The organism is Brevundimonas sp., assembly GCF_016742135.1.
GTDB lineage: Bacteria > Pseudomonadota > Alphaproteobacteria > Caulobacterales > Caulobacteraceae > Brevundimonas.
Window position 1 is genome coordinate 288,780 of sequence record NZ_JACVCG010000004.1, and the last position, 22,377, is coordinate 311,156.

Below are 22,377 nucleotides of genomic sequence, written 5' to 3' on the forward strand. Positions count from 1 at the left end.
TCAGAAGCAACCGCAATTGCGACTCGTTCTGAACACAGTGGCGACATATGCGTTCCAGGCTATATGAAAACCCTGCTCCGCCTTGCCGCCACCGCCAGCTTGGCCGCCGCCGTTGCGGCCTGTGGGAATGACCCGATGGAGCCGGGACCGGTCACTCCGGATCCAGATGCGCCGTTGCCTCCGGCGGAGCCTGCGCCGGCCCGGACAACCGGGCATGCAGAACTGTTGGGGGATTGGGCGGCCGATCCCGCCTGGTGTTCGAACACGACGGGCCCGGAGCGCCCGATCACCATCACGCTGACGCGCTTTGAGGGCTATGAGAACAGCTGCGCGATCGAGGCCTCACGCCCGATTGCGGAGGGGCATGAGCTGGATCTGGTGTGTCAGGGCGAGGGGCAGGAGACCCGCGAAACCGTGCGCGCCTCGGCCACGGAGGATCGCCTCAGACTGTCCTATCCGGATCGCGACGGGGCGACGGTAGCCTTCAGCCGCTGCCCGTCAGAATAGCCCCTAGTTGAACAGGAAGTTCATGACGTCGCCGTCCTTGACGACATAGGATTTGCCTTCGGCGCGCAGCTTGCCGGCCTCACGCGCCTTGGCCTCACCGCGCAGGGCGACGTAGTCGTCATACGCAATGGTCTCGGCGCGGATGAAGCCCTTCTCGAAATCCGTATGGATCACACCCGCCGCCTGCGGCGCGGTGTCACCTACATGGATGGTCCAGGCGCGCGCTTCCTTGGGGCCGACCGTGAAATAGGACTGCAGGCCCAGCAAGGCATAGGCCTCGCGGATCAAACGGTTAAGCCCCGGTTCGGCCAGACCCAGGGTCTCGAGGAACTCCAGCTGCTCGGCTTCGTCCAGCACGGCCAATTCCGAATCGATCTTCGCCGAGATGACGACCGACTTGGCGCCGTCCTTCGCGGCTCGCGCGGCCACAAGGTCGGACAGCTCATTGCCCTTGTCGGCCGACCCCTCGTCGACATTGGCGACATAGAGAGCGGGCAGGGCGGTCAGCAGTTGCAGCATGTCCCATGCCTTGCGGTCTTCCTTGCTGATCTCGGCCGTCCGCGCGGGCTTGCCCGCGTGAAGCTGGGTGAGAGCCAGATCGACCAGTTTAAGATTTTGCTGGCTTTCCTTGTCACCTGCCTTGGCCCGTTTCTCCATCTGGACGCGGCGGCGCTCCAGACTCTCCATATCAGCCAGCATCAGTTCGGTCTCGATGATCTCGAGGTCGGCGATGGGATCGATGCGGTCCTCGACGTGGGTGATGTCATCGTCGACGAAACAGCGGGCCACGAAGGCGATAGCATCGCAGTCGCGGATGTTGGCCAGGAACTGGTTGCCCAGCCCCTCACCCTTGGACGCGCCCCGCACCAGACCGGCGATGTCGACGAAGGTGATGCGCGAGGGGATGATCTCTTTCGATCCGGCGATCTCGGCCAGCACCTTGAGGCGCGGCTCGGGCACGGCCACGTCGCCCGTGTTCGGCTCGATCGTGCAGAACGGATAGTTGGCCGCCTGGGCCGCCGCCGTCTTGGTCAGGGCGTTGAACAGGGTGGACTTGCCGACGTTGGGCAGGCCGACGATCGCGACTTTCAGGGCCATGGAACTCTCTGGGGAACGGGTCGAGGCGAGCCTTTAGCCGTTGGGCACCCGTTTGTCAGGCGCTAACCGCCCCGACCGTCAGTTGACGGGGGGATTGCCGACCCGGGCGGAGACGGTGATGGGAGCCGCATCCTCGAAGGTCAGGGTCAGTTCAACCCTGTCACCCTCGGCGAGCGGTGCCGTGACCTGCATCAGCATGATGTGGTTTCCGCCCGGCTGCAGTGCCGTCGCCTGACCGGCCGGAAGGGACAGGCCGCCCGACATCTCGGCCATGGACATGATCCCACCCTCGGTCGACATCTCGTGAAGCTCGGCCAGCGCCGCAGCCGGCGTCGAGACCGATACAAGCCGGTCGTCGGTGGTGGCGGTCAGGATCATGTAACAGCCGGTCAGATCGCGACCGTTCGGCGTCGGTCGGCACACGGCATCGGCCACCTCCACGGACGGCGCCACGCTCGACTCCTGACAGGCGGCGACACCAAGGCAGAGCAGGGCGAGAGCGGGTAGTCGCATAAGAGGGTTCCGTCAGTCGGTTATGGCGGGGCCATGAACCCTCACGCGTCATCAGGCAAGGGACGCGGTGTCGCGCCCGTCAGGAACCGACAGGCGTAACCCCTCGACAGCCCCGGCGGGCCGTGCCAGCGTGCCCGTCGCAAGTCGCTGTTATCGTGGAGATCACCATGTCGCTTCGTCTGGGTCTGATGGGAGGGGCATGCGCCCTGTTGCTGACAGGGACGGCGGTGTCGGCCCAGGAGCAGGTCGACAGTCGGCCCGGAGGCCCGGGGCGCGTGGCGATCACCATCTATAATCAGGACATCGCCCTGGTCGAGGACGTGCGGAACCTGAACATCCCCGCTGGACGCTCGCGTCAGGAATTCCCCGGCGTGTCGGCCAGCATCCGCCCCGAGACGGTGGGCCTCAGCGGTCGTGGCCTGTCGGTGGTTGAACAGAATTTCGACTATGATCTGCTGACCCCCGACAAGCTGATGCAGAGCGCGGTGGGCGACACCATCGGCATTGTCCGAATCAATCCGGGGACCGGCCGCGAGACCACCGAGCGGGCGCAGGTTCTGGCCGCGAACGAGGGGGTGGTGCTGCGTATCGGAAACCGGATTGAGGTGCTGCGCGACGACGGTGTCCCGACCCGGGTGATCTTTGACGAAGTGCCGGCCAATCTGCGTCCGCGTCCGACGCTGAGCGTGACACTGGATGCCGAAGGCGGCGGGCGGCGGGAGACCACGCTCAGCTATCTGACCAGCGGCCTGTCGTGGAAGGCCGATTATGTGGCCCAGTATGATGAAGCGGGCGGCAGCCTGGACCTGACCGGCTGGATCACCATCACCAACCGCTCGGGCGCGACGTTCACCGATGCCAGCACGCGGGTTGTGGCGGGACAGGTCAATCTTGTCAGCGGGGGGGGCTATTACGGAGGGCGGGGCAGTGGCGGCGGCTATGAGTTCTCGGACGGGGGCGAGGGCATCGCGGATTATTACATCTATCCGCTGCCGGGACGGGTGACGGTCGCCAACAACCAGAACAAGCAGGTGGGCCTTCTGGACGTCGCCAATGTGCCGGCGTCCAAACGCTATCTGTTTCAGATGAGCGGCTTTTCGACCTATGAGCGGGCGCAGTCGGCCGAGGTGGCGGTGCTGTTCCAGAACGGTCGGGCGTCCGGGGTCGGCCAGGCCCTGCCGGCGGGCGTGGTGCGGGTCTATGTGCGCGACGCCGGTGGCGAACCCCGCTTCATCGGTGAAGACGAGATCGGCCACACGCCCGCCGGATCGGATATCGCCATCACGACCGGCGATGCCTTTGACGTCACCGTGCAGCCACGTCTGGTCAGCAATGAGCGGGTCGCGCCTCGCATCCTGAACACGGAACGGTCGCGCTACCGGATGGAATATACGGTGCGGAATGCGCGCTCCGAGCCGGTAGTGGTCGAGGTGCGCCAGACCGGACTGGGCCGCGACACCGAGATTCAGGATCAGAGCATCCAGGGCGAGATGCGCGACGCCCGGACCATCGTCTGGCGTGTGCCGGTGCCCGCCAATGGGCAGACCGTGCTGACCGCGACCATCGAGACCGGCGGTTGAGCCGATGCGCGTCGGCCTCAGCCTGATCCTGGCTCTGGTTCTGACCGGATTGGGGGCTCCGGCGGTACTCGCCCAGGCCGCCGGTCCGGCCGCACTGGCCGAGCCTCCTGTGGCGGTCTCCCCGGGGCCGGACGCGGTGTCCGTGGTCATTTACCGCGACCGCCCGGTGAACACGGTCGACCTGATGCGCCGGTCGCAGCAGAGCTGGAGCCGACCGGATCGCGAAGGTCTGGCCCTGATCGTCGAGACCCGCACCATCGACCTGCCCGCGGGCGAGGCCGTGATCCGGTTCGAGGGCGTGGCCGGCGGCATCGTCGGCCAGAGTGCGGTGCTTGAGGGTCTGCCCGCGGGGGTGATCGAGCGGAATACCGACTTCGACCTGTTGACGCCCGGCTCGCTGTTCGAACGCTCGATCGGTGAAACGGTGCGGGTGGTCCGCGTCAACCCGGTGACCGGGAACGCCGAGGAACATGTCGCCGTGATTCGGGCCGGGGCCAATGGCCCGGTGCTGGAGGTCGACGGTGGGTTCGAGGCCCTGAGCTGCTCGGGCCTGACGCAGCGGGTGGTGTTCGACCGCGTGCCCGAGGGGCTGAGCGATCAGCCCAGCCTGTCGGTGCGCACGCGCGCGGGAGCAGCGGGCCGCTATACGGTGACGCTGGCCTATCTGGCGACCGGGCTGCAGTGGTCCAGCGACTATGTGGCCGAGCTGGCACCGGACGGACGTTCCATGACGTTGACCGGCTGGCTGACCCTGGCCAATTTCGGCAGTACCGGCTTTGTTGATGCTCCGGTCCAGGCTGTGGCCGGCAATCTGAGAACCGAGTCGGGCACTGTGCCGGTCGATGCCGTGCGTTTGCCGCGTCGCGCCGGCTGCTGGCCGCAGGATACAACGACCGAGGGCCAGATGCCGGAGTATTATGGGGTCGAGGATATCGTGGTGACCGGCTACCGGGCTGCTGCACCGCCTCCTCCCCCTCCGCCACCTCCGCCGCCTGCGCCGGCCGCTCCGCCTATGGCCGAGCAGGGCGAGTTGGGCGACTACAAGATTTACACCCTGCCGGAGCTCACCACGGTCGCGGCGCGCCAGACCAAGCAGGTCCGGTTTCTGGAGCGACGTGATGTGCCGGTCGAGCGCCTTCATCGGGCGCGAGTCGACGGGTCGGCGGATCTCATGGGGGTCACCGGTCCCTTCCAGACCGATATCGTGCTGAGATTGGACAACGATGCGGGCTCGGCCCTGGGTCTGGCCCTGCCGGGCGGGACCTGGAGCCTGCGGCAACAGCGGACGGACGGTCCGGCCTTCTTTACCGGAGAGGTTCGCAGCACGGATCGTCCGGTCGGCCTGCCGGTCGAGTTGTTGATTGGCCAGTCACCCAATGTCCGGGTGAGGCACCGCGCAACCGAATACAGCTCCAGCCGTACCGGCGGTGTGACAACCGTCCTCTATACCGTCGAGGTTGAGATACTGAACGCGGGGTCCGATTCGGCGAAGGTCGAGATCATTCCACGATCCTATTTCGAGCCGGGCTTCGCCATCACCCGCGAGAGTCGCGAAAGCGGTATAACCGAAGGCGGCTATCCGGCCTGGACATTCGACGTTCCGCCTCGAAGCGTCGAGCGTCTGAGCTACAGCTACCGACTCGAATACTGACGGCTATTCGCCGCCCTGCGCGGCCTGTCGGGGGCTGAATTTGGGGGCCGGGGCCAAGCGCAGGACCTCGGCCTGATAGCGCTCGTCCTGACCGTTCAGCAGGAAGGGCAGGGCGTCGGCGCAGGCATTCAGAAGGGCGTCCCGCCACGGATATTCCGCCTTGTGGAAATCGCCCAGCACATGGGGCATGACCAGCTGCGGCCGACCCGGATGTCCGATACCCAGGCGCGCCCGGCGAAAGTCGGGTCCCAGATGGGCAATCAGCGAGCGGATGCCGTTCTGGCCCGCCGCCCCGCCGCCCGTCTTCATGCGGAAACGCCCCGGAGCCAGATCGATCTCGTCCTGAAAGACCACGATGTCGGCCGGGGTGACCTTGAAGAAGCGGGCGGCCTCTCCGACGGCCCGGCCGCTTTCGTTCATATAGGTTTGGGGCTTCATCAGGAGGACCTTGTGACCCTCGACCTCTCCGTCCCGCACGATGGACTGGAACTTGGCACGTTCGGGGCCGAACCGCCAACGGTCCGCGATCACGTCCGCAGCCATGAAGCCGATGTTGTGCCGGTTGTGCTGATACTTGGGCCCGGGGTTGCCCAGGCCCGCCAGGATAATCATGGGCGGGGTCCAAAACGGTCGCGGCCCATTCCCTGAAGGGAATGGGCCGCGGGGTCAATTGAGCCGTAAAGCAAAAGACCGGAGGATCAGCCCTCGGGGGTCTCTTCGGTCTCGCCCTCATCGCTTTGGGCGCTGGCGGGCACTTCGTCGGCAGCCACTTCGGCCTCGGCGGCGGCTTCATCCGCAGCCACGTCGGCGGCATCAGCCTTGGCAGCGGACGAGACCTTGATCGAGGCGATCATGAAGTCGCGGTCGCCGATGGCGGGCTCGACGCCCTTGGGCAGCTTGATGTCCGAGATGCGGATGGTGTCGCCCATCTTGTGACCGGCCAGATCGACGACCAGTTCCTCGGGGATGTGGTCGGCACGCACCGAAATCTCGACGGTGTGGCGGACGATTTCCAGCGAACCGCCCTGACGGAAGGCCGGGCACTCATCGTGGTTGATGAAGTGCACGGGCACTTCGATCTTGATCATCTGCTTTTCGTCGACGCGCATCAGGTCGAAATGCAGGGGACGGTCCGACACGGGGTCGAACTGCACGTCCTTGGCGATCACCGGCTGGGTTTCCTGGCCATACTTCAGGGTCACCAGGTGGCCCAGCAGCTTGCCGGTATACAGGTTCTTGCGGAAGTCCTTCTCGTTGACCGAGATGGCCACCGGGGCCTTGTCGCCACCGTACAGCACGCCGGGCACGGCACCCGCACGACGGGCGGCGCGGGCGCTGCCGGTTCCGACGCCGTCACGGACGTCAACGTTCAGAATGATCTCGGCCATCGGGCTCGCCTCAATAACGCACGCCGCGCATCCAAAGACAGCGCGCAGCGGGGATCGCATCCCTCGAATTCAAGAGCGCGGGCTATTACACGGATGCGCACCGGCACGCAACCGGCTTTGCATACGATACAGCAAGCCCGCGTGGGGGCCTCAGGGGCGCCCGGGTGAGGGGACCTGGGACTGGGCTGTGTCCGCGGCCGCAGCGGCGGTTGCGGCGGGCGCTACCGTCACGGACGTATCCTCGAGCGCAAAGGCCGTGGTCGGAACCACGAGCGGCATCGGCCCCATGCTCTGGGCGGTGCAGGTGGCCAGATCGCCCACGATATGCTGCCCAATGCAGAAGATGTCCTCATAGTGCGGGCGGGACGCGGCCAGGCACTGGAACAGGTTCAGCTTGGACATATTGAGGCAGAATTCATTGTTGGTTTCGACGACCAACGCCTCGGTATAGGTCCGGAAGTCGTCACCCCCGGCACCCAGCGCCGCAAGGGCTGCAATGGCCAGCGAGTTGATCACCGGCTGGGTATAGGGGGGGCGCAGCTTGATGGGCACCAGGTCCAGTCCCGAACCGGCATGAGCTGCCGTGAACAGCTGGCTGGCATCTTGCCCGGAGGGCAGCATGACGACCGCCGAGTTGGCTTTTGCGGCGTCCAGTCGGCCTTGCCGATCGTCCATCGGTCGGGTCGCCCAACGACGCCGCGGGTCGTCGCGCCCCTGAATTGTGTAGGCGTCTTCCTTGATGGCCTCGGCAATGGTCGACAGGGCGGCAATATCTTCGCCCAAGGTGCTGACAATCAGTCCGGCAGCAGAGTCGGCCCCCGGCAGGGTTGCCGCATAGGCCGGATCCTGGATGATGCGATTGATCACCTCTTCGCGCTGCACGGGGTCGGCGGCGAACTGGCGCACGCCCGCGACAAATTCCGGAGACTGCAGCGCCAGAACGGCACCATAGGCGATCATGCCACGCGACAGCTGTGACGGCTCATAGGCCGAGCCGGTACGGATCGCCTTCTGGATGGATTCAGCATCGGGGAAGCCGGCCCGGATCGAGCCAACCTCGCGAATGAAGGCCACATAGATCGACGCGGCCTCGGACACCCCCTGATTGAGGGCCAGTGCCGGCGGCGGGGGCGGCGGCGGGGGCGGTGGGGGCGGCGGCTCAGGCTCGGTGGCGGCACAGGCGGCGACGAAGGCCAGGGCGGCCAGGGTACCCCCCTTCAGGCCGAGCGAAAGGATGGTGGTGGACCGAAGAACTCGGGTCATCGACAGGGCTTCCCCACTGGATATTCGGCGACGCGGATGACCGCGTCGTGATGCGGCCCCTTATAACGCGGGACGAAGCGTTTTCCGACCGTTAATCGAACAGCTTGGAGACAGACTCCTCATTGGCGATTCTGCGGATGGCTTCGCCTATCAGGGGAGCAACGGAGACCGTGCGGATCTTCTTGCAAGTCGTCACTTCGTGCGGCTGCTCAATCGAGTCGGTGATCACCAGTTCCTTGAGCGGACCGTCGTTGACACGGCTGACAGCCGGGCCGGAAAGCACGCCGTGACTGATGTAGGCAGACACCTCTGTAGCGCCCTCGTCGATGAGGGCCTTCGCCGCATTCACCAGGGTGCCGCCTGAGTCGACGATGTCGTCAAAGAGGATGCATCTGCGTCCCTCGACGTCGCCGATGATGTTCATGACCTCGCTTTCCCCGGCCCTGGGGCGGCGCTTGTCGACGATGGCCAGGTCGGCGTTGAGACGGCTGGCGAGCGACCGCGCCCGCACCACGCCACCCACGTCGGGTGAGACGATCATCAGGTCATCCCCGCGGGGATAGTGTTCGCGAATGTCCTGGGCCAGCACGGGCGTGGCGACCAGATTGTCGGTCGGAATGTCGAAAAAGCCCTGAATTTGACCGGCGTGAAGGTCCATGGTCAGGACGCGGTGGGCCCCCGCGCGCGTGATCATATTGGCGACCAGCTTGGCGGAGATCGGCGTCCGACCGCCGGTTTTTCGATCCTGACGGGCATAGCCGAAATAGGGCATGACGGCGGTGATCCGTTTCGCCGACGCCCGGACCAAGGCATCGGTCAGGATCAGCAGTTCCATCAGGTTGTCATTGGCCGGGTAGCTGGTCGACTGGATGACGAACACATCCTCGCCCCGGACATTTTCCTCGATGACGGCGAAGACCTCATTGTCGGCGAAGCGTTTAACCTCCGTCCGGGTCAGCGGCATGTCGAGGTGATCGGCTATGGCCCGGGCCAGGGTTCGGTTTGCATTGCCGGAGAGCAGCTTCATGGCCCGTCATCCTTTCGCCCTCATCGGATCGCCAATAGGGAGGAGAGGCGTCCGGGGTGTGGGCGCTTCTTAACAGCGGGGTGTCAGGCATCAAGCCGCTTCACGTGCAATCCGGGCCAAATCCGACAATGGTCCGCACGTGATTGGCGCTTGGGTTTCGCTGGTGTAGAGATCGCTTCGTCTCCCGGATGGCTGCTGCGGCGTGCCTTCGGGCCGGTAATCATGGGGTCGCAATCCGTGCCTGTTTCCAAATTCCGTTCCGGTCTGATCCTGTCAGCGGTTGTCGTCTTCTCGCTGACCGTGGCGGCCTGTAACAACGGCAGACCCCGGCCGAAGCTGGCCTATGAAGAGCGTCCGGTCGAGCTGCTGTACAACACCGGCTATGAACGGCTGGAGCGCAGGCGCTGGCGGGACGCCATCGACTATTTCCAGGAAGTTGAACGTCAGCACCCCTATTCGGAGTGGGCGCGGCATTCGATCCTGATGCAGATCTATGCCTATTACGAAAACGGCAGCTATGCCGAGGCGATCGCCGCCGCGGACCGCTTCATCCAGCTGTTCCCGGGCAATCCGGCGGCTGCATATGCCTATTATATGAAGGCGATCTGCTTCTTCGAGCAGATCACCGACGTCGGTCGGGACCAAGGCTATGCCGAGAATGCCCTGGCGGCCCTGCGTGAGGTCGCCCGCCGCTATCCCGGCACCGCCTATGCTTCCGACGCCCTGGTCAAGATCGACATGGTAAATGACCAGCTGGCCGGCAAGGAGATGGAAATCGGCCGCTACTACCAGCGCGCCAATCAGCCCCTGGCCGCGATGAACCGCTATCGCACGGTCGTCGACAATGCTGACTTCCAGCGGACCTCGCATGCACCGGAGGCCCTGTATCGACTGGTCGAGGTCAGCCTGGTTCTGGGATTGAAGGACGAGGCCATCCGCAACGGAGCGGTTCTGGGCCACAACTTCCCCGGAAGCCCCTGGTACAGCGAAGCCTATGCCCTGCTGACCCGACAAGGGGAGCGGCCGGAGGTCCAGCCGGAAGCCCGCCGCGAAGGATGGCTCAGCCGGATCATCCCGGGCTGAATTCAGGCGCTACCCGGATCGACGCATCGTCAGCGCCCTGCCCGGCGCTATGATCGCCGACATGTCGAATCACTCCGACCCACAGACAGGCCGCCACCCATGCTGACCGCCCTGTCGATTCGCGACATTGTGCTGGTCGACCGGTTGGACCTCGAGGTCGGGGCGGGACTGACCGTGCTGACCGGTGAGACGGGGGCGGGCAAGTCGATAATCCTCGAGGCTCTCGGTCTGGCGCTGGGCGCCCGATCCGACGCCGGACTGGTGCGTTCCGGTGCGGCGCAGGCTGTGGCCACCGCCACCTTCGACACCCCCGCAGATGCCGACTGGCTTGCCGAGGCCCGCGACAAGGGGCTGCAGGTCGAGGCCGGCGAGGAGCTGATCCTGCGCCGGGTGCTGGGGGCGGATGGCCGTAGCCGCGCCTTCATCAATGATCAGGCCGTCGGTGTGAATGCCCTGAGGTCGCTGGCGCAGGGACTGGTCGAGGTGCATGGCCAGCACGAGACGGTCGGCCTGCTGGACGCGCGCACTCACCCGGCCGCTCTGGATGGCTATGGCGGTCTGCAAGAAAACCTGGCGACCGTGGCGCGGGCGCATGAAGCCCGGCGCGAAGCCCAGCAGCGTCTGGACGCTTTGCGGGCCGAAGCCGGCATGGCTGCGGCTCGAGCCGAAGAATTGACCCTTGCGCTCGATGAGCTGGACGCCCTGGCCCCGCGCGCGGGGGAGGAGGCGGAACTGGCCGGAGAGCGGGCACTGCTTGGCGCTGCGGAAAAGGCGTTGGCGGACCTGTCTGAGGCGCGGGACGCGCTGGGAGGCGATAAGCTGTCGCAACGTCTTTCGGTTGCCCTGAGGGCGGTCGAGCATGCGCGAGGGCGGGCTTTGCAGGCTGTCCGTCTTGAAGCTGAAAATCAGGGCACGGTCTCGGAAGCATCCGGACACGATCACCCGGTGGTAATGCGCCTCGCCGCTGCCGCCGAAGCCATCGACCGCACACTTGTCGAGGCGATGGAGGCCGTGGCCCAGCTGGATCAGGCCGCCGATGCGTTGGACGTCGAGCCGGGGCGTCTGGACAAGGCCGAGGAGCGGTTGTTCGCCCTGCGCGCCGCCGCCCGCAAACTGAACACCACGGTCGAGGAACTGCCGCGCCTGCGTATCCGCCTGCGCGAGCAGCTGCGCCTGATCGAGGACGGGGCCGAGGCTCTGACCGCCGCGGAACGGGCCCTGACCGCGGCGCGGGCCGCCTATGATACGGCGGCTGCCACGCTCTCGTGGCGCCGGGCGGAGGCGGGTGACCGTCTGGTCCGGGCTGTGGCCGATGAACTGGGACCGTTGAAGCTGGACCGCGCCCGGTTTCGGGTAACGCTGGAACCCTTGCCCGAGGATCGCCGGGGCGCGAGGGGCGCCGAGACCGTGCGGTTCGAGATTTCGACCAATCCGGGCCAGCCGTTCGGGCCCCTGGATACGGTCGCCTCGGGCGGTGAACTGGCGCGCTTTGCCCTGGCGATGAAGGCAGCGCTGGCGGCCCGCCCCGAGCAGGCCCAGCCCGTGATGATCTTTGACGAGGTGGACCAGGGCGTCGGCGGTGCTGTGGCCGAGGCCGTGGGCCGCCGGCTGCAACGACTGGCAAGCGGCGGCCAGGTACTGGTCGTCACGCACAGTCCCCAGGTCGCGGCGCGCGGCCATACCCATTGGAAGGTGCGCAAGGGCGACCGCGACGGCACCACCTTGACGACCGTCGAAGTCCTGGATGCGGCCCAGCGCGACGAGGAGATCGCTCGCATGTTGTCGGGTGCCGTGGTCACGGATGAGGCCCGCGCCGCCGCCCGTGCCCTGATCGAGCATCCTGACAGGTGACGCATCGCCACAGGGGGGCTCGTGAGGCGAATTTTCCTTGTGTTTTCGGGCCTTGAGGCCGGGATCAGGGTGCCTTGACCTGACGCCCGACCGCCTATAGGTTCCGCGCCGAATTCAGACCCCCTCCGACGCCCGCCCCTCGGCGCCAGCATCGGGCGCTGAGCAGGCCAATGTCCCCGACCGAGGAAACCCGCGAAGAGACAATCAGACGTCTCAACGCCCAGGCCGACTCGCTCAAGGCGCGGGCTACACCCGAACCGCCCGAATACGGCGGCGCGGCAGTCGGATACGGCTATCGCATCATGGCCGAGATGATCGGTGGTGTGCTGGTGGGCCTGGGGATCGGCTGGGGTTTCGACTTGTTTGTCGGGACCGCTCCGTGGGGGATGATCGCGGGGACCCTTTCGGGTTTTGCGGTCTCCATCTGGCTGGCGGTGCATTCCGCCAAGAAACTGAGCGCCCGCGCGCTGAAGGAGTACGGTCCCCCCCGGGACCTTCCGGATGACGCGGACGCCGACCAAAACGACCGCTGACCGGGCCGCCTCACGGCGATTCGGAGTTTTGACTTGGGAGACACGGCGGCATGGCCGATCCGATGCATCAGTTTGAGGTTCAGCCGGTGGTGGAAATCGCCCCGGTGAACGTGCCCGGCCTCGGGCTGGTTGACCTTTCGATCACGAACTCCACTGTCGCCATGTTTGTGGCAGCGACCATCGTTGTCCTGTTCTTCGCCATGGTCACGGCCTCGCCCAAGGTCGTTCCCGGTCGCCTTCAAGTCGTCGGCGAGGGCATGTTCAGCTTCATTGACGACCTCGCGACGGGCATCATTGGCTCCAAGGGCCGCGCCTTCTTCCCGTTCGTCTTCACCCTGTTCATCTTCATCCTGTCGATGAACATGCTCGGCATGTTCACAGTCTTCACCGCCACAGCCCAGCTGGCCGTGGCGCTGACCTTCGCCCTGATGACCTTCCTGCTGGTCATCGTGGTCGGCTTCGCCATGCACGGCCTTGGGTTCCTCAAGCTGTTCGCCCCGTCCGGTGTGCCCTGGTATATGCTGCTGTTCGTGGTGCCGATCGAGGTAATCTCCTTCTTCCTGCGTCCGGTCACCCTGTCGCTCCGTCTTTTTGGCAACATGCTGGGCGGCCACGTGGCCATGAAGGTGTTCGCCGGGTTCATCGTCTCTCTGGGAGCCGTGGCCTCAGCCGGTGGTGTCGCCTACCTCGCCTATGTCGCGGCCATCCTGGCCTTCGGCGGCGTTGTGGCCCTTACGGCGCTGGAGTTTCTGGTTGCCTTCCTGCAAGCCTTTGTGTTCGCGGTCCTGACCTGCGTCTATCTCAACGACGCAGTTCATGCCGGGGACCACTGATCTCTTTCACCCAACCTTCAATCGCTTCATTTAAAGGACAAACATCATGGAAGCTGAAGCCGCAAAATTCATCGGTGCTGGCCTGGCCACCCTCGGCATGATCGGCGCCGGTATCGGCGTGGGTACGATCTTCTCGGGTTTCCTGCAGGGCGCCCTGCGTAACCCCTCGGCCGCCAGCGGCCAGTTCACCAACCTGGTTCTGGGCTTCGCCCTCACCGAAGCGCTGGGCATTCTGGCCTTCGTGCTCGGTCTGCTGATCCTCTTCAGCTAAACCTGACGACCCAATCGGGCGGCGGCCGGTCCCTTCGGATCGCCGCCGCCCGTCGCTCTTTCTGAACCGGACTGAACATGGCTGTGCAATCCAGCGACGCCCCTCCCGCTCAAGACATCCTGCCGCACACGGCCGCTGCCGTCCGCGACGGCGAGGTCGCGCCTTCGGAGACCCATACGGCGACCGAGGCTGGCCATGAGGCCAGCGGTGGGCTGCCGCAGTTCGAGTTCCAGTGGTGGGCTGGCCAGATCTTCTGGCTGCTCATTATCTTCGCAGTTCTCTATGTTCTCCTGTCGAGGGTCTTTCTGCCGCGCCTGCGCCGCGTGAAAGATGAGCGGGCCGGGACCATTGCCGCAGCAGTCGAGGCTGCACGTCAGGTGCAGGCCGAGGCCGCCGGCCAGGCCGAAATCGCCAAGGCTGAAGTCGAGCAGGCTCGCGCCGCCTCCCGGGCGACAGCGGCTGCTGCCAAGGCCCGGGTCACTGAAACTGCCAACGCGCGGGCGGCCGAGGAAGAGGCCGTCGTGAACGCCCGGATCGCTGCGGCCGAAGCCGCCATCGGCAAGACCCGTGATGCGGCCATGTCGAATGTGTCGACGATTGCCTCGGACACGACCCGTGCGATCGTCGAGAAGCTGACCGGCAAGGCTGCCACCGCCGTCGAAGCAGACGCCGCCATCAAGGGAGTTGCCTGATGCCCGCTTTTCTCACCGGATATTTCTGGGACCTGGGCAATGCCGAGTTCTGGGTCGGCGTCGGTCTGGTCGTGTTTCTGGGGATCCTGGTGCTGGTCAAGGTTCCGGGCATGATCGCTGCCCAGCTGGACGGCGCCGCCAACAAGATCCAGTCAGAGCTGGACGAGGCCGCCCGTCTGCGCGCCGAGGCCGAGGCTCTGTTGGCTCAGATCAAGCTTGAGAAGGCCGAGGCCGAGGCCCAGGCCGCGGACATGCTGAAGGCCGCCGAGGCGGATGCGCGTCGTCTGGAAGAGGACGCGAAGGTCAAGCTGGAGGAGGCTCTGGCCCGTCGCCAGACGCTGGCCGAACGTCGTATCGCCCAGGCCGAGGCCCAGGCCACGGCCGAGGTGAAGGCGGCGGCCGCCGATCTGGCTATCAAGGCCGCCGAAGACATTCTGGCGGCCCGACTGGCCTCGCAGACGCGCGACCCCCTGGTCGATGAGGCCATCGCCCAGTTGGGCACCCGCCTGAACTAGGTCCGCCCCGGGTATTCACCCCCGCAACTTCAGGCCGCCTGACGTGCCTGGTCGGGCAGTTGCAGAACGGTTTCGATCAATTCGGCCGCGTCGAAGGGCTTCGCCAGATGACGGTCTGCGCCTGCGGCGCGCGCGGCCGCCACATGCTCGGCAAGGGCATTGGCGGTCAGCATGACCACGGGAGTGGGGGCGCGACCCTCGCGGATTTCGAGAGCGCGGATCTCGCGGGTCGCGGTCAGGCCGTCCATGACCGGCATCTGCATATCCATCAGCACGATGTCGAAGCGGTCGTCGCGGAAGGCATCGACGGCCTCCTGGCCATTTTCGACCAGAACCATACGGGCGTCGATCTGGGACAGGATCAGTTCGACAACCTTGCGGTTGGTGGGATGGTCGTCGGCCACAAGGACGCAGAGCCCGGCGCGGGCCTCCATATCAGGGACTTCTGCCGTCATGGCCAAGGGCGTTGTGGCGCGTTTCAGCGGAACCGTCAGCATGAAGCAGGATCCACCGCCGGGCTCGCTTTCGCAATCCAGGCGGCCGTCCATCATCTCCGCCAGCTGGCGGCAGATGGCGAGACCGAGGCCTGAGCCGCCGAACTGGCGGGTGATGCCCCCGTCGGCCTGCTCGAACCGGCTGAACAGGCGGTCGCGCGTGGCGGCATCAAAGCCGATGCCGCTGTCGGCGACGGCCAGCCGGAGCGTTTCGCAGCCGGTGGCGTCCCGGTCCACGCCGACCGTCAACTGTACCATGCCCTCGGCGGTGAATTTGACGGCGTTGGAGACCAGATTGGTCAGTACCTGTTTCAACCGGACGACATCGCCCTCGATCCAGCGGGGGCAATCGTCGGCGATCTCGACCATATATTGAAGGCCCTTGTCTCGGGCGGTTTCCGCATAGAGCTGGGCCGCTTCCTGCACGGCCTGGTGCAGGTCCATCGGTTCATTGTTCAATTGCAGGCGGCCAGACTCGACCCGGGCCAGGTCGAGAATGTCGCTGAGCAGGATCTGCAAGGTCCGGCCCGAGGCGTCGATCAGCCTGAGCATCTCGCGCTGATCTTCACTGAGGTCGGTATGGGACAGGGCCTGGGCCACGCCGATCACGCCGTTGAGGGGCGTGCGGATCTCATGGCTCATATTGGCCAGAAACTGGCTCTTGGCGGCATTCGCGGCCTCTGCGGCGTCGCGGGCCTCGGCCAGGGCCTGGGCGTCGCGCTTCAGATCGGTGATGTCATTGACCACGGTGACAATGCCGCCGGCCGCCGTCATCCGGTCCTGAACGCGCAGCCAGCGGCCTCCGACGATATACTGCTCAAGGGTCATCGACAGGGCGCGCCGTGCCTCCATGCGCTCGGCGATCCAGGCCTGCTCGCGGCCAATGGCTTCCTTGTAGAGGCCCTCGGAAATGCCGATCTCAAGAATCTGGCGGAAGGTCATGCCGCGCTCGAGCTTCGAGGCCAGTTCGGGATTAACCTCGGCATAGCGCGCGTTCCAAAGCACCAGCCGGTCCTGGGCATCATAAAAGCCCAGCCCGTCGGGCATGGCGTCGATGGCCTCGCGAAGCTGCCGGAGGGAACTGGTGCGCGACCAGTAGGTCAGAGCGGTCGAGAGCGCCCCGGCCAGTACCAGAACGCCCATTGCCATACTGATCACGGTCAAAACGTCCGTCCCCGAATAGGCGTTCAGATCAACGACAAGGGTTGGATCGACGTTCAGGGTCAGTGCGCCCATGCTGACGAAGTGCAGGGAGGCCACGGCCAGGGTGGCCAGTATGGCGGCGCCGAGAGTGCCCTTCCATCCGGCGCGCGCGTGCACCCATCCACCGGCAATCCCGAAGACTGTGCCGGCTACGACAGCGGCACCGACCAGTGCCGGATCCCAGGACAGGGTTCCTTGGAACCGGAGCGCGGACATGCCGACGAAATGCATGGCGGTCACCCCGGCCGCACCGAAGGCACCGGCCAGCATGCGTGCCGGAACTGTACGTCCGACCAAGCCGATCAGGGCGGTGCCCAGGCTGGCGATGACGATGACGCCAAAGGAAGCGATCGTAAGGCCCAGGTCATAGCTGAGTTCGATTCCGGGATCATAGCCCAGCATGCCGGTGAAGTGGGTCGTCCAGACCGCAAGGGCCCCGGTCAAGGCCGCACCGGCCCCTAGGGCGACCCGCAGACGTCCTTCGGCTGTGCGCGCCCGGTCATAGAGGGACAGGGCCGTGGCCAGTCCGCCAAAGCACACCAGCGCGGCCAGAGCCACCATCAACCCGTTGTGCTGGGTCGTCAGACAGAGCAGGACGGTGTTCACGAAGTCGGGGCCCCCATATTCCAGGCTGACGCTAGGGCAGACTGGTGAAGATTCCGTGCGTCCGCCTGATTCTGATTGGGCCTATGGTTGTCTTGCGGATTTCACAGATCACGCGCATCACAAGGCATGCCTGACGTCCACACCCCTTCTCCAGTCGAGCCTTCGCCCGGGTCGCGGCTTTGGACGGCGGGGGCGTCGGGAGGGCTGGCGGTCCTGATCCTGCTGGGCCTGGCGGTGTATGATCCGGGACATGCGCCGCCTCTGCTGGCAGGGGCGCTGCTGGTGGCGATCAGCACCTGGATGGTCGCGCGCCAGCGGCCTGGCTCCGCACACCCCTCGGTCACGACCCTCCCCGAAACCCGTCCGGATACCCGGCTCGAGGGGCAGGCTGTCCTTCTGGATGAAGTATTCGAAACGGTCACCGATCCGCTGATGGTCGTGCGGGGTGGGGAGCCGGATGACATGGCCGGGCGACGCATCCTGCTGGCCAACCGGGCCGCGCGTGACCTGCTGCGTATTCCCCGCGAAGGGGCGATCCTGGTGTCGGCGCTGCGGGATCCCGGCCTGCTCGAGGCCATAGATGAAACCCTGTTCGGCGGTGTCAGCCGAGAGACCGATTTCGATTCCGGGGGAGTCCAGGCCCGCCACTGGCGTGCGGTGAGCCGCCCCCTGCCACGCTCGGACACAGAGACCCTGGCGCTGGTCATGCTACGCGACGAAACCGATGTGCGGCGCATGGAGTTGATGCGCGTCGACTTCCTCGCCAATGCCAGCCATGAGCTGCGGACGCCACTGGCCTCGCTGTCCGGCTTCATCGAGACGCTCAAGGGGCATGCGCGCGAGGACTCGGTGGCGCGCGATCGGTTCCTCGACATCATGGCCGCCCAGGCCGAGCGGATGACACGTCTGGTCGCCGACCTGCTGTCGCTGAGCCGAATCGAGCTGAACGAACATGTGCCCCCGTCGGGGCATCTGGATCTGGGCCGGGCGACTGCGGATGTGGTTGATGCGTTGAGCGTCCTGACGCGGGATCACGGGGTCCAGATCGTGGTAGATGCGCCGGAAGAAGCAATCCGGATCAAGGGAGAGCGCGACGAAATCGTCCAGGTGATCCAGAACCTGATCGACAACGCGATCAAATATTCGCCGCGTGACGGCCGCATCGAGGTCGAGATCCGCAGTGGCCTGACCCCGGCCGCGGCGGCTGCCGCCCGGATGCCGGGGGCGGCGCGCCTGCCGCTGCTGACGCCGGACCGGGACGATGGCCTGACCTACGCGGCGGTGACGGTGAGGGACCACGGGCCGGGTCTGTCACGAGAGCATCTGCCGCGCCTGACCGAACGCTTCTATCGCGTGGAGGGCCAGAAGAGCGGGGGAGAGCGTCCCGGAACCGGACTGGGCCTGGCGATCGTGAAACATATCGTCAACCGGCACCGAGGAGGCCTGCTGGTCGAAAGCGTGCCGGGAGAGGGCGCGGCCTTCACCGCCTTCTTCCCCCTGTCGAGTCGTCCCGCTGTGGCTGAGCCTCTGACGGTGTAACCGAACTGTCATGGACCCGTCGTAATCCGCTGACCAATCACGGGCAGGGTCCGCGCACTTTTGATGACTGCCGGATTGCGGTCTGATTCCCCGTTTCGCGGACCTTGATGACCCTGACCGTCCTTCTGATCGTGATCCTGCTGGCGGCGGCGGCCTTTGTGCTGGGCCACCGGCGCGCGTCGCGGCGTGCCGCCCGCCTGACCGGTCGGGAACGCCCCCATTCGCGTCCGGCCCAGCATGGTGCCTATGCCCTCATATGGGTGGCGGCTCCGGCCCTGTTGGTGCTGATGGCCCTGTCCGTGCTGTCAGGGCCCATTAGCCAGCAACTGATCCACACCGGCCAGCCCGAAGCTGTGTCCAGCCTGGAACCCTTCCGCAAGAACGCCTTTGTGGCCGACGCCGCGCGCGTCGCCAACTCCCAGCCGGCTCAGGCCTTCTGGGAGCCGGAGGTGGCGCAGCATCTGGCCACAGAGGGCCTCCGGGCGGCCAGGATCCAGTCGACCCTGAATTGGGGCGGTGCCGTGGGGGCCATCCTGGTCGCCCTGATGGGGGGCATCATCGCCTTCCTGCGCATCCGGCCGGATTTCAGGGCCCGCAACCGGGTTGAGGGCTGGATCGTCGGCCTGCTGCTGGTCTGTTCGGCGATTGCCGTGCTGACGACCATCGGTATCATCGCCTCGTTGCTGATCGATGCGACGCGCTTCTTCTCGGCCGTGCCGCTGCCGGAATTCCTGTTCGGCACCCAATGGAGCCCGCAGACCGCCATCCGCGCGGACCAGGTCGGATCAACGGGTGCGTTCGGAGCCCTGCCGCTGTTTGCGGGGACCTTCCTGATCATGCTGATCGCCATGGCGGTGGCCGCCCCCGTCGGCCTGTTCGCGGCCATCTATCTGTCGGAGTATGCCGGACCCGCCAGCCGGGCGGTCATCAAACCCGTCCTGGAGATTCTGGCCGGGGTGCCGACCGTGGTCTACGGCTTCTTTGCAGCCCTGACAGTCGGCCCGGCCTTTCGCGAGTTCTTCAACACGATCGGACGCTGGCTGATCGGGGGGCCGCTGGACGGGCTGGGGCAGTATCTGATGCTGGTCCAGAACCAGATGGCGCTGGTGGCCGGCGCGGTCATGGGGATCATGTTGATCCCGTTCGTGTCATCGCTCTCCGACGATATCCTGAATGCCGTGCCCCAGTCGCTGAGGGACGGATCCTATGCCATGGGGGCGACCAAGTCCGAGACCGTCAGCCGTGTGCTGATGCCTGCGGCCCTGCCCGGCGTCGCCGGGGCGCTGCTGCTGGCCATGTCGCGGGCCATCGGCGAGACCATGATCGTGACCATGGCTGCGGGCCTCGCCGCGCGGTTGACGCTCAACCCGCTGGACACGGTAACGACTGTGACCGTGCAGATCGTCACCCTGCTGACGGGAGACCAGGAGTTCAACTCGACCAAGACGCTGGCGGCCTTTGGCCTGGGCCTGACCCTGTTCCTTGTTACCCTGGTGCTGAACATCGTGGCCCAGCGGATCGTCCAGACATATCGGCAACAGTATGACTGAGACCCGCGACACGATGACGGCGACACGACTGGACCGCCTGAGGGGTGGGTTGAAGCGGCGCTATGCCCGCGAGGCCCGGTTCCGACTTTATGGCATCCTGGCCATTGCTGTGGCCGTGGCCTTTCTGGCGTTGCTGCTGGGCCGGATCATCGAACAGGGGCATACGGCCTTTTACGCCCATGAGGTGTCCGTGCCGGTCTATCTGGACCCGGCACGCATCGACCCCGCCTATCCCCAGGGCACGAATTTCGAGCAGATGGTGGCGCAACAGCAGCTGGCCAGCCGAGGGCTGGAGGGCGATGCATCCGGACCGCTGGCGGCCGAGATGCGCGGCCTGTTCTCGTCGGAGCTGAAGTTCGAAATCGCCCGGAGGGTGGCGGACGATCCCTCGCTGATCGGTCAGACGGTGACCTTTGACGTCCCGGTCTCGGACCAGGCGGATCTGTATTTCAAGGACGAAATCTCGATCAATACCCCGGCCGAGCAGCGGCGCCTGACGGATCAGCAGATCGGCTGGCTGGATCAAATGGAAGCCGACGGCAATGTCCGGGCCCACTTCAACAGCCGGCTGTTCACCAGTGGTGACTCGACCGAGCCCGAACTGGCCGGGGTTCTAGGGGCGGTTGTCGGCTCCGCGCTGATGCTGATGGTCACGGCCTTCCTCGCCATCCCGATCGGCGTGGCGGCGGCGGTTTATCTGGAAGAGTTCGCGCCCCGAAATCGCCTGAGCGCCTTGATCGAGGTCAACATCAACAATCTGGCGGCTGTGCCGTCGATCGTCTATGGCCTGCTGGGTCTGGCCCTGTTCATCAACTGGATGCACCTGCCGCGCTCGTCGCCGCTGGTGGGGGGGCTGGTGCTGGCGCTGATGGCGCTGCCGACCATCATTATCGCCACGCGTTCGTCGCTGAAGGCGGTTCCGCCGTCGATCCGCGAGGCGGCGCTGGCCATGGGCGCCAGCCGCACCCAGACGGTATTCCAGCACGTGTTGCCGCTGGCCCTGCCGGGAGTGATGACCGGGGCGATCATCTCGCTGGCCCATGCGCTGGGCGAGACGGCACCCTTGCTGCTGATCGGCATGGTCAGCTTCATGCCCGGAATCGCGAGCTCCATCACCGAGCCGACCGGTGCCCTGCCGTCCCTCATCTATATCTGGGAGAATGCCTCGGAGCGCGCGTTCCACGAACGGACCGCCGCGGCCATTATGGTTCTCCTGACCTTCATGATCGTGATGAACGCTGCCGCCATCCTGCTGCGGCGTCATTTCGAGCGCCGGTGGTAAACGCATGAAACAGACGATCTATCGCTCGCAGGACGGACTGGAGGGCGGCGCGTCCGCGCCGGTCGCCGAGGTGCCCGCCGAACTGAACGCCGCCGTGCAGGCCGCAACCGACCCCAGGGGTGCCGCCCCGGTCGGCCCGACCAAGATTTCCGCTCGGGACGTTTCGGTCTTCTACGGCGACAAGCAGGCGCTGTACGACATCAGCCTGGACATTCCCGACAAGACGGTGACGTCGCTGATCGGGCCCTCGGGCTGCGGTAAGTCCACCTTCCTGCGCACTATGAACCGGATGAATGACACCATCGCCGGGGCAAGGGTGACGGGCCGGATCGAGATGGACGGCGAGGACATCAACGCCCGCTCACTGGACCCCGTGCTGCTGCGCGCACGGGTCGGGATGGTCTTCCAGAAGCCCAACCCCTTTCCGAAGTCGATCTTCGAGAACGTCGCCTATGGCCCGCGCATTCACGGCCTGACCCGGTCCAGGGATGAACTGGCCGGGGTGGTCGAGGAGTCGCTCCGTCGCGCCGGTCTGTGGGACGAGGTCGCCGATCGGCTCCATTCGCCTGGCACCGGCCTGTCGGGGGGGCAGCAGCAGCGGCTGGTCATCGCCCGGGCCATTGCGGTCAATCCCGAAGTGATCCTGATGGACGAGCCCTGCTCGGCGCTGGACCCCATCGCCACGGCCAAGATCGAGGAACTGATCGACGAGCTGCGCGAGCGGTATTGCATCGTGATCGTCACCCACTCGATGGCCCAGGCCGCGCGCGTCAGCCAACGCACCGCCTTCTTCCACATGGGGCGCCTGATCGAGACGGGCGACACCGAAGAGATCTTCACCAATCCGCGCGAACGTCGCACCCTCGACTACATCACCGGCCGCTTCGGCTAGGATATC

Annotated in this window: 20 protein-coding genes and 1 pseudogene; 14 read left to right on the forward strand and 7 right to left on the reverse strand. The window is 65.8% G+C overall.

All coding sequences use genetic code 11. The features are described 5' to 3' along the window. The first annotated feature begins 63 nt into the window (after positions 1-63). Positions 64-507: a hypothetical protein gene (locus IBJ06_RS10470; RefSeq protein ID WP_292160000.1), complete on the forward strand. Its 444-nt coding sequence runs from the start codon at positions 64-66 to the stop codon at positions 505-507. 3 nt (positions 508-510) lie between these two features. Here the strand turns inward: IBJ06_RS10470 and ychF are convergent, their stop codons facing one another. Then, the gene (gene ychF, locus IBJ06_RS10475; RefSeq protein WP_292160002.1) at positions 511-1,605 is read right to left on the reverse strand and encodes a redox-regulated ATPase YchF; all 1,095 of its coding nucleotides are present in this window, start codon (positions 1,603-1,605) and stop codon (positions 511-513) included. Between the two features lie 78 nt (positions 1,606-1,683). After that, positions 1,684-2,058 (reverse strand): copper chaperone PCu(A)C, encoded by a 375-nt coding sequence (locus IBJ06_RS10480; RefSeq protein ID WP_292160004.1) that lies wholly within the window; start codon positions 2,056-2,058, stop codon positions 1,684-1,686. A 227-nt stretch (positions 2,059-2,285) separates the two neighbouring features. Here IBJ06_RS10480 and IBJ06_RS10485 point away from each other — a divergent pair, with 227 nt between their 5' ends. Together IBJ06_RS10485 and IBJ06_RS10490 are read left to right on the forward strand one after the other, a co-directional pair. Further along, complete coding sequence (locus tag IBJ06_RS10485) at positions 2,286-3,698, forward strand: DUF4139 domain-containing protein (RefSeq protein WP_292160006.1); 1,413 nt, start codon at positions 2,286-2,288, stop codon at positions 3,696-3,698. 4 nt (positions 3,699-3,702) lie between these two features. Beyond that, entirely contained in the window at positions 3,703-5,349 is a 1,647-nt protein-coding gene (locus IBJ06_RS10490) for a hypothetical protein (protein ID WP_292160008.1), read from the forward strand. A gap of 3 nt (positions 5,350-5,352) precedes the next feature. Here the strand turns inward: IBJ06_RS10490 and pth are convergent, their stop codons facing one another. From pth to IBJ06_RS10510, 4 genes and pseudogenes are all read right to left on the reverse strand, one after another. Then, complete coding sequence (gene pth / locus IBJ06_RS10495) at positions 5,353-5,961, reverse strand: aminoacyl-tRNA hydrolase (protein ID WP_292160009.1); 609 nt, start codon at positions 5,959-5,961, stop codon at positions 5,353-5,355. A gap of 182 nt (positions 5,962-6,143) precedes the next feature. Next, a pseudogene (locus tag IBJ06_RS10500) lies at positions 6,144-6,737 on the reverse strand (50S ribosomal protein L25/general stress protein Ctc); the annotation flags it as partial. Positions 6,738-6,887: 150 nt separating this feature from the next. Beyond that, positions 6,888-8,000, reverse strand: coding sequence for a hypothetical protein (locus IBJ06_RS10505; protein ID WP_292160013.1), 1,113 nt, complete (start codon positions 7,998-8,000; stop codon positions 6,888-6,890). A gap of 91 nt (positions 8,001-8,091) precedes the next feature. After that, positions 8,092-9,027, reverse strand: coding sequence for a ribose-phosphate pyrophosphokinase (locus IBJ06_RS10510; RefSeq protein ID WP_292160015.1), 936 nt, complete (start codon positions 9,025-9,027; stop codon positions 8,092-8,094). A gap of 222 nt (positions 9,028-9,249) precedes the next feature. Between IBJ06_RS10510 and IBJ06_RS10515 the strand changes: the two genes are divergently transcribed. From IBJ06_RS10515 to IBJ06_RS10545, 7 genes are all read left to right on the forward strand, one after another. Further along, positions 9,250-10,110, forward strand: coding sequence for an outer membrane protein assembly factor BamD (locus IBJ06_RS10515; protein ID WP_292160018.1), 861 nt, complete (start codon positions 9,250-9,252; stop codon positions 10,108-10,110). A 99-nt stretch (positions 10,111-10,209) separates the two neighbouring features. Then, on the forward strand, positions 10,210-11,961 hold the full coding sequence (gene recN / locus IBJ06_RS10520) for a DNA repair protein RecN (protein ID WP_292160020.1): 1,752 nt from the start codon (positions 10,210-10,212) through the stop codon (positions 11,959-11,961). A gap of 170 nt (positions 11,962-12,131) precedes the next feature. After that, positions 12,132-12,494: an AtpZ/AtpI family protein gene (locus IBJ06_RS10525; protein WP_292160023.1), complete on the forward strand. Its 363-nt coding sequence runs from the start codon at positions 12,132-12,134 to the stop codon at positions 12,492-12,494. A 50-nt stretch (positions 12,495-12,544) separates the two neighbouring features. Then, positions 12,545-13,327 (forward strand): F0F1 ATP synthase subunit A, encoded by a 783-nt coding sequence (locus IBJ06_RS10530; RefSeq protein WP_292160025.1) that lies wholly within the window; start codon positions 12,545-12,547, stop codon positions 13,325-13,327. A 46-nt stretch (positions 13,328-13,373) separates the two neighbouring features. Continuing rightward, positions 13,374-13,598, forward strand: coding sequence for a F0F1 ATP synthase subunit C (locus IBJ06_RS10535; protein WP_292160027.1), 225 nt, complete (start codon positions 13,374-13,376; stop codon positions 13,596-13,598). A 77-nt stretch (positions 13,599-13,675) separates the two neighbouring features. Beyond that, positions 13,676-14,290, forward strand: coding sequence for a hypothetical protein (locus IBJ06_RS10540; protein WP_292160029.1), 615 nt, complete (start codon positions 13,676-13,678; stop codon positions 14,288-14,290). Then, positions 14,290-14,805 (forward strand): F0F1 ATP synthase subunit B, encoded by a 516-nt coding sequence (locus IBJ06_RS10545; RefSeq protein WP_292160031.1) that lies wholly within the window; start codon positions 14,290-14,292, stop codon positions 14,803-14,805. The genes IBJ06_RS10540 and IBJ06_RS10545 overlap by 1 nt, the downstream gene beginning before the upstream one ends. Before the next feature lie 29 nt (positions 14,806-14,834). Here the strand turns inward: IBJ06_RS10545 and IBJ06_RS10550 are convergent, their stop codons facing one another. Continuing rightward, complete coding sequence (locus tag IBJ06_RS10550; protein ID WP_292160033.1) at positions 14,835-17,108, reverse strand: ATP-binding protein; 2,274 nt, start codon at positions 17,106-17,108, stop codon at positions 14,835-14,837. Between the two features lie 126 nt (positions 17,109-17,234). Between IBJ06_RS10550 and IBJ06_RS10555 the strand changes: the two genes are divergently transcribed. The 4 genes from IBJ06_RS10555 to pstB all read left to right on the forward strand — a co-directional run bounded on the left by IBJ06_RS10555 (position 17,235) and on the right by pstB (position 22,371). Then, positions 17,235-18,647, forward strand: a complete 1,413-nt coding sequence (locus IBJ06_RS10555) for an ATP-binding protein (protein WP_292160035.1) — start codon at positions 17,235-17,237, stop codon at positions 18,645-18,647. A gap of 104 nt (positions 18,648-18,751) precedes the next feature. After that, positions 18,752-20,197: a phosphate ABC transporter permease subunit PstC gene (gene pstC / locus IBJ06_RS10560; protein ID WP_292160037.1), complete on the forward strand. Its 1,446-nt coding sequence runs from the start codon at positions 18,752-18,754 to the stop codon at positions 20,195-20,197. Continuing rightward, positions 20,190-21,479, forward strand: a complete 1,290-nt coding sequence (pstA, locus tag IBJ06_RS10565; protein ID WP_292160039.1) for a phosphate ABC transporter permease PstA — start codon at positions 20,190-20,192, stop codon at positions 21,477-21,479. Before pstC ends, pstA begins: the two co-directional genes overlap by 8 nt. A 4-nt stretch (positions 21,480-21,483) precedes the next feature. Next, the gene (gene pstB / locus IBJ06_RS10570; RefSeq protein WP_292160041.1) at positions 21,484-22,371 is read left to right on the forward strand and encodes a phosphate ABC transporter ATP-binding protein PstB; all 888 of its coding nucleotides are present in this window, start codon (positions 21,484-21,486) and stop codon (positions 22,369-22,371) included. The last annotated feature ends 6 nt before the right edge of the window (positions 22,372-22,377 follow it).

Excerpts from the sequence above, each read along its gene's own strand:
- IBJ06_RS10470 (WP_292160000.1), top strand. The coding sequence starts at position 64 with ATGAAAACCCTGCTCCGCCTTGCCGCCACCGCCAGCTTGGCCGCCGCC.
- IBJ06_RS10530 (WP_292160025.1), top strand. The coding sequence starts at position 12,545 with ATGGCCGATCCGATGCATCAGTTTGAGGTTCAGCCGGTGGTGGAAATC.
- IBJ06_RS10485 (WP_292160006.1), top strand. The coding sequence starts at position 2,286 with ATGTCGCTTCGTCTGGGTCTGATGGGAGGGGCATGCGCCCTGTTGCTG.
- IBJ06_RS10510 (WP_292160015.1), bottom strand. The coding sequence starts at position 9,027 with ATGAAGCTGCTCTCCGGCAATGCAAACCGAACCCTGGCCCGGGCCATA.
- IBJ06_RS10555 (WP_292160035.1), top strand. The coding sequence starts at position 17,235 with ATGCCTGACGTCCACACCCCTTCTCCAGTCGAGCCTTCGCCCGGGTCG.
- IBJ06_RS10540 (WP_292160029.1), top strand. The coding sequence starts at position 13,676 with ATGGCTGTGCAATCCAGCGACGCCCCTCCCGCTCAAGACATCCTGCCG.
- pth (WP_292160009.1), bottom strand. The coding sequence starts at position 5,961 with ATGATTATCCTGGCGGGCCTGGGCAACCCCGGGCCCAAGTATCAGCAC.
- pstB (WP_292160041.1), top strand. The coding sequence starts at position 21,484 with ATGAAACAGACGATCTATCGCTCGCAGGACGGACTGGAGGGCGGCGCG.
- IBJ06_RS10515 (WP_292160018.1), top strand. The coding sequence starts at position 9,250 with ATGGGGTCGCAATCCGTGCCTGTTTCCAAATTCCGTTCCGGTCTGATC.
- IBJ06_RS10535 (WP_292160027.1), top strand. The coding sequence starts at position 13,374 with ATGGAAGCTGAAGCCGCAAAATTCATCGGTGCTGGCCTGGCCACCCTC.
- pstA (WP_292160039.1), top strand. The coding sequence starts at position 20,190 with ATGACTGAGACCCGCGACACGATGACGGCGACACGACTGGACCGCCTG.
- ychF (WP_292160002.1), bottom strand. The coding sequence starts at position 1,605 with ATGGCCCTGAAAGTCGCGATCGTCGGCCTGCCCAACGTCGGCAAGTCC.
- recN (WP_292160020.1), top strand. The coding sequence starts at position 10,210 with ATGCTGACCGCCCTGTCGATTCGCGACATTGTGCTGGTCGACCGGTTG.
- IBJ06_RS10490 (WP_292160008.1), top strand. The coding sequence starts at position 3,703 with ATGCGCGTCGGCCTCAGCCTGATCCTGGCTCTGGTTCTGACCGGATTG.
- IBJ06_RS10545 (WP_292160031.1), top strand. The coding sequence starts at position 14,290 with ATGCCCGCTTTTCTCACCGGATATTTCTGGGACCTGGGCAATGCCGAG.
- IBJ06_RS10505 (WP_292160013.1), bottom strand. The coding sequence starts at position 8,000 with ATGACCCGAGTTCTTCGGTCCACCACCATCCTTTCGCTCGGCCTGAAG.
- IBJ06_RS10525 (WP_292160023.1), top strand. The coding sequence starts at position 12,132 with ATGTCCCCGACCGAGGAAACCCGCGAAGAGACAATCAGACGTCTCAAC.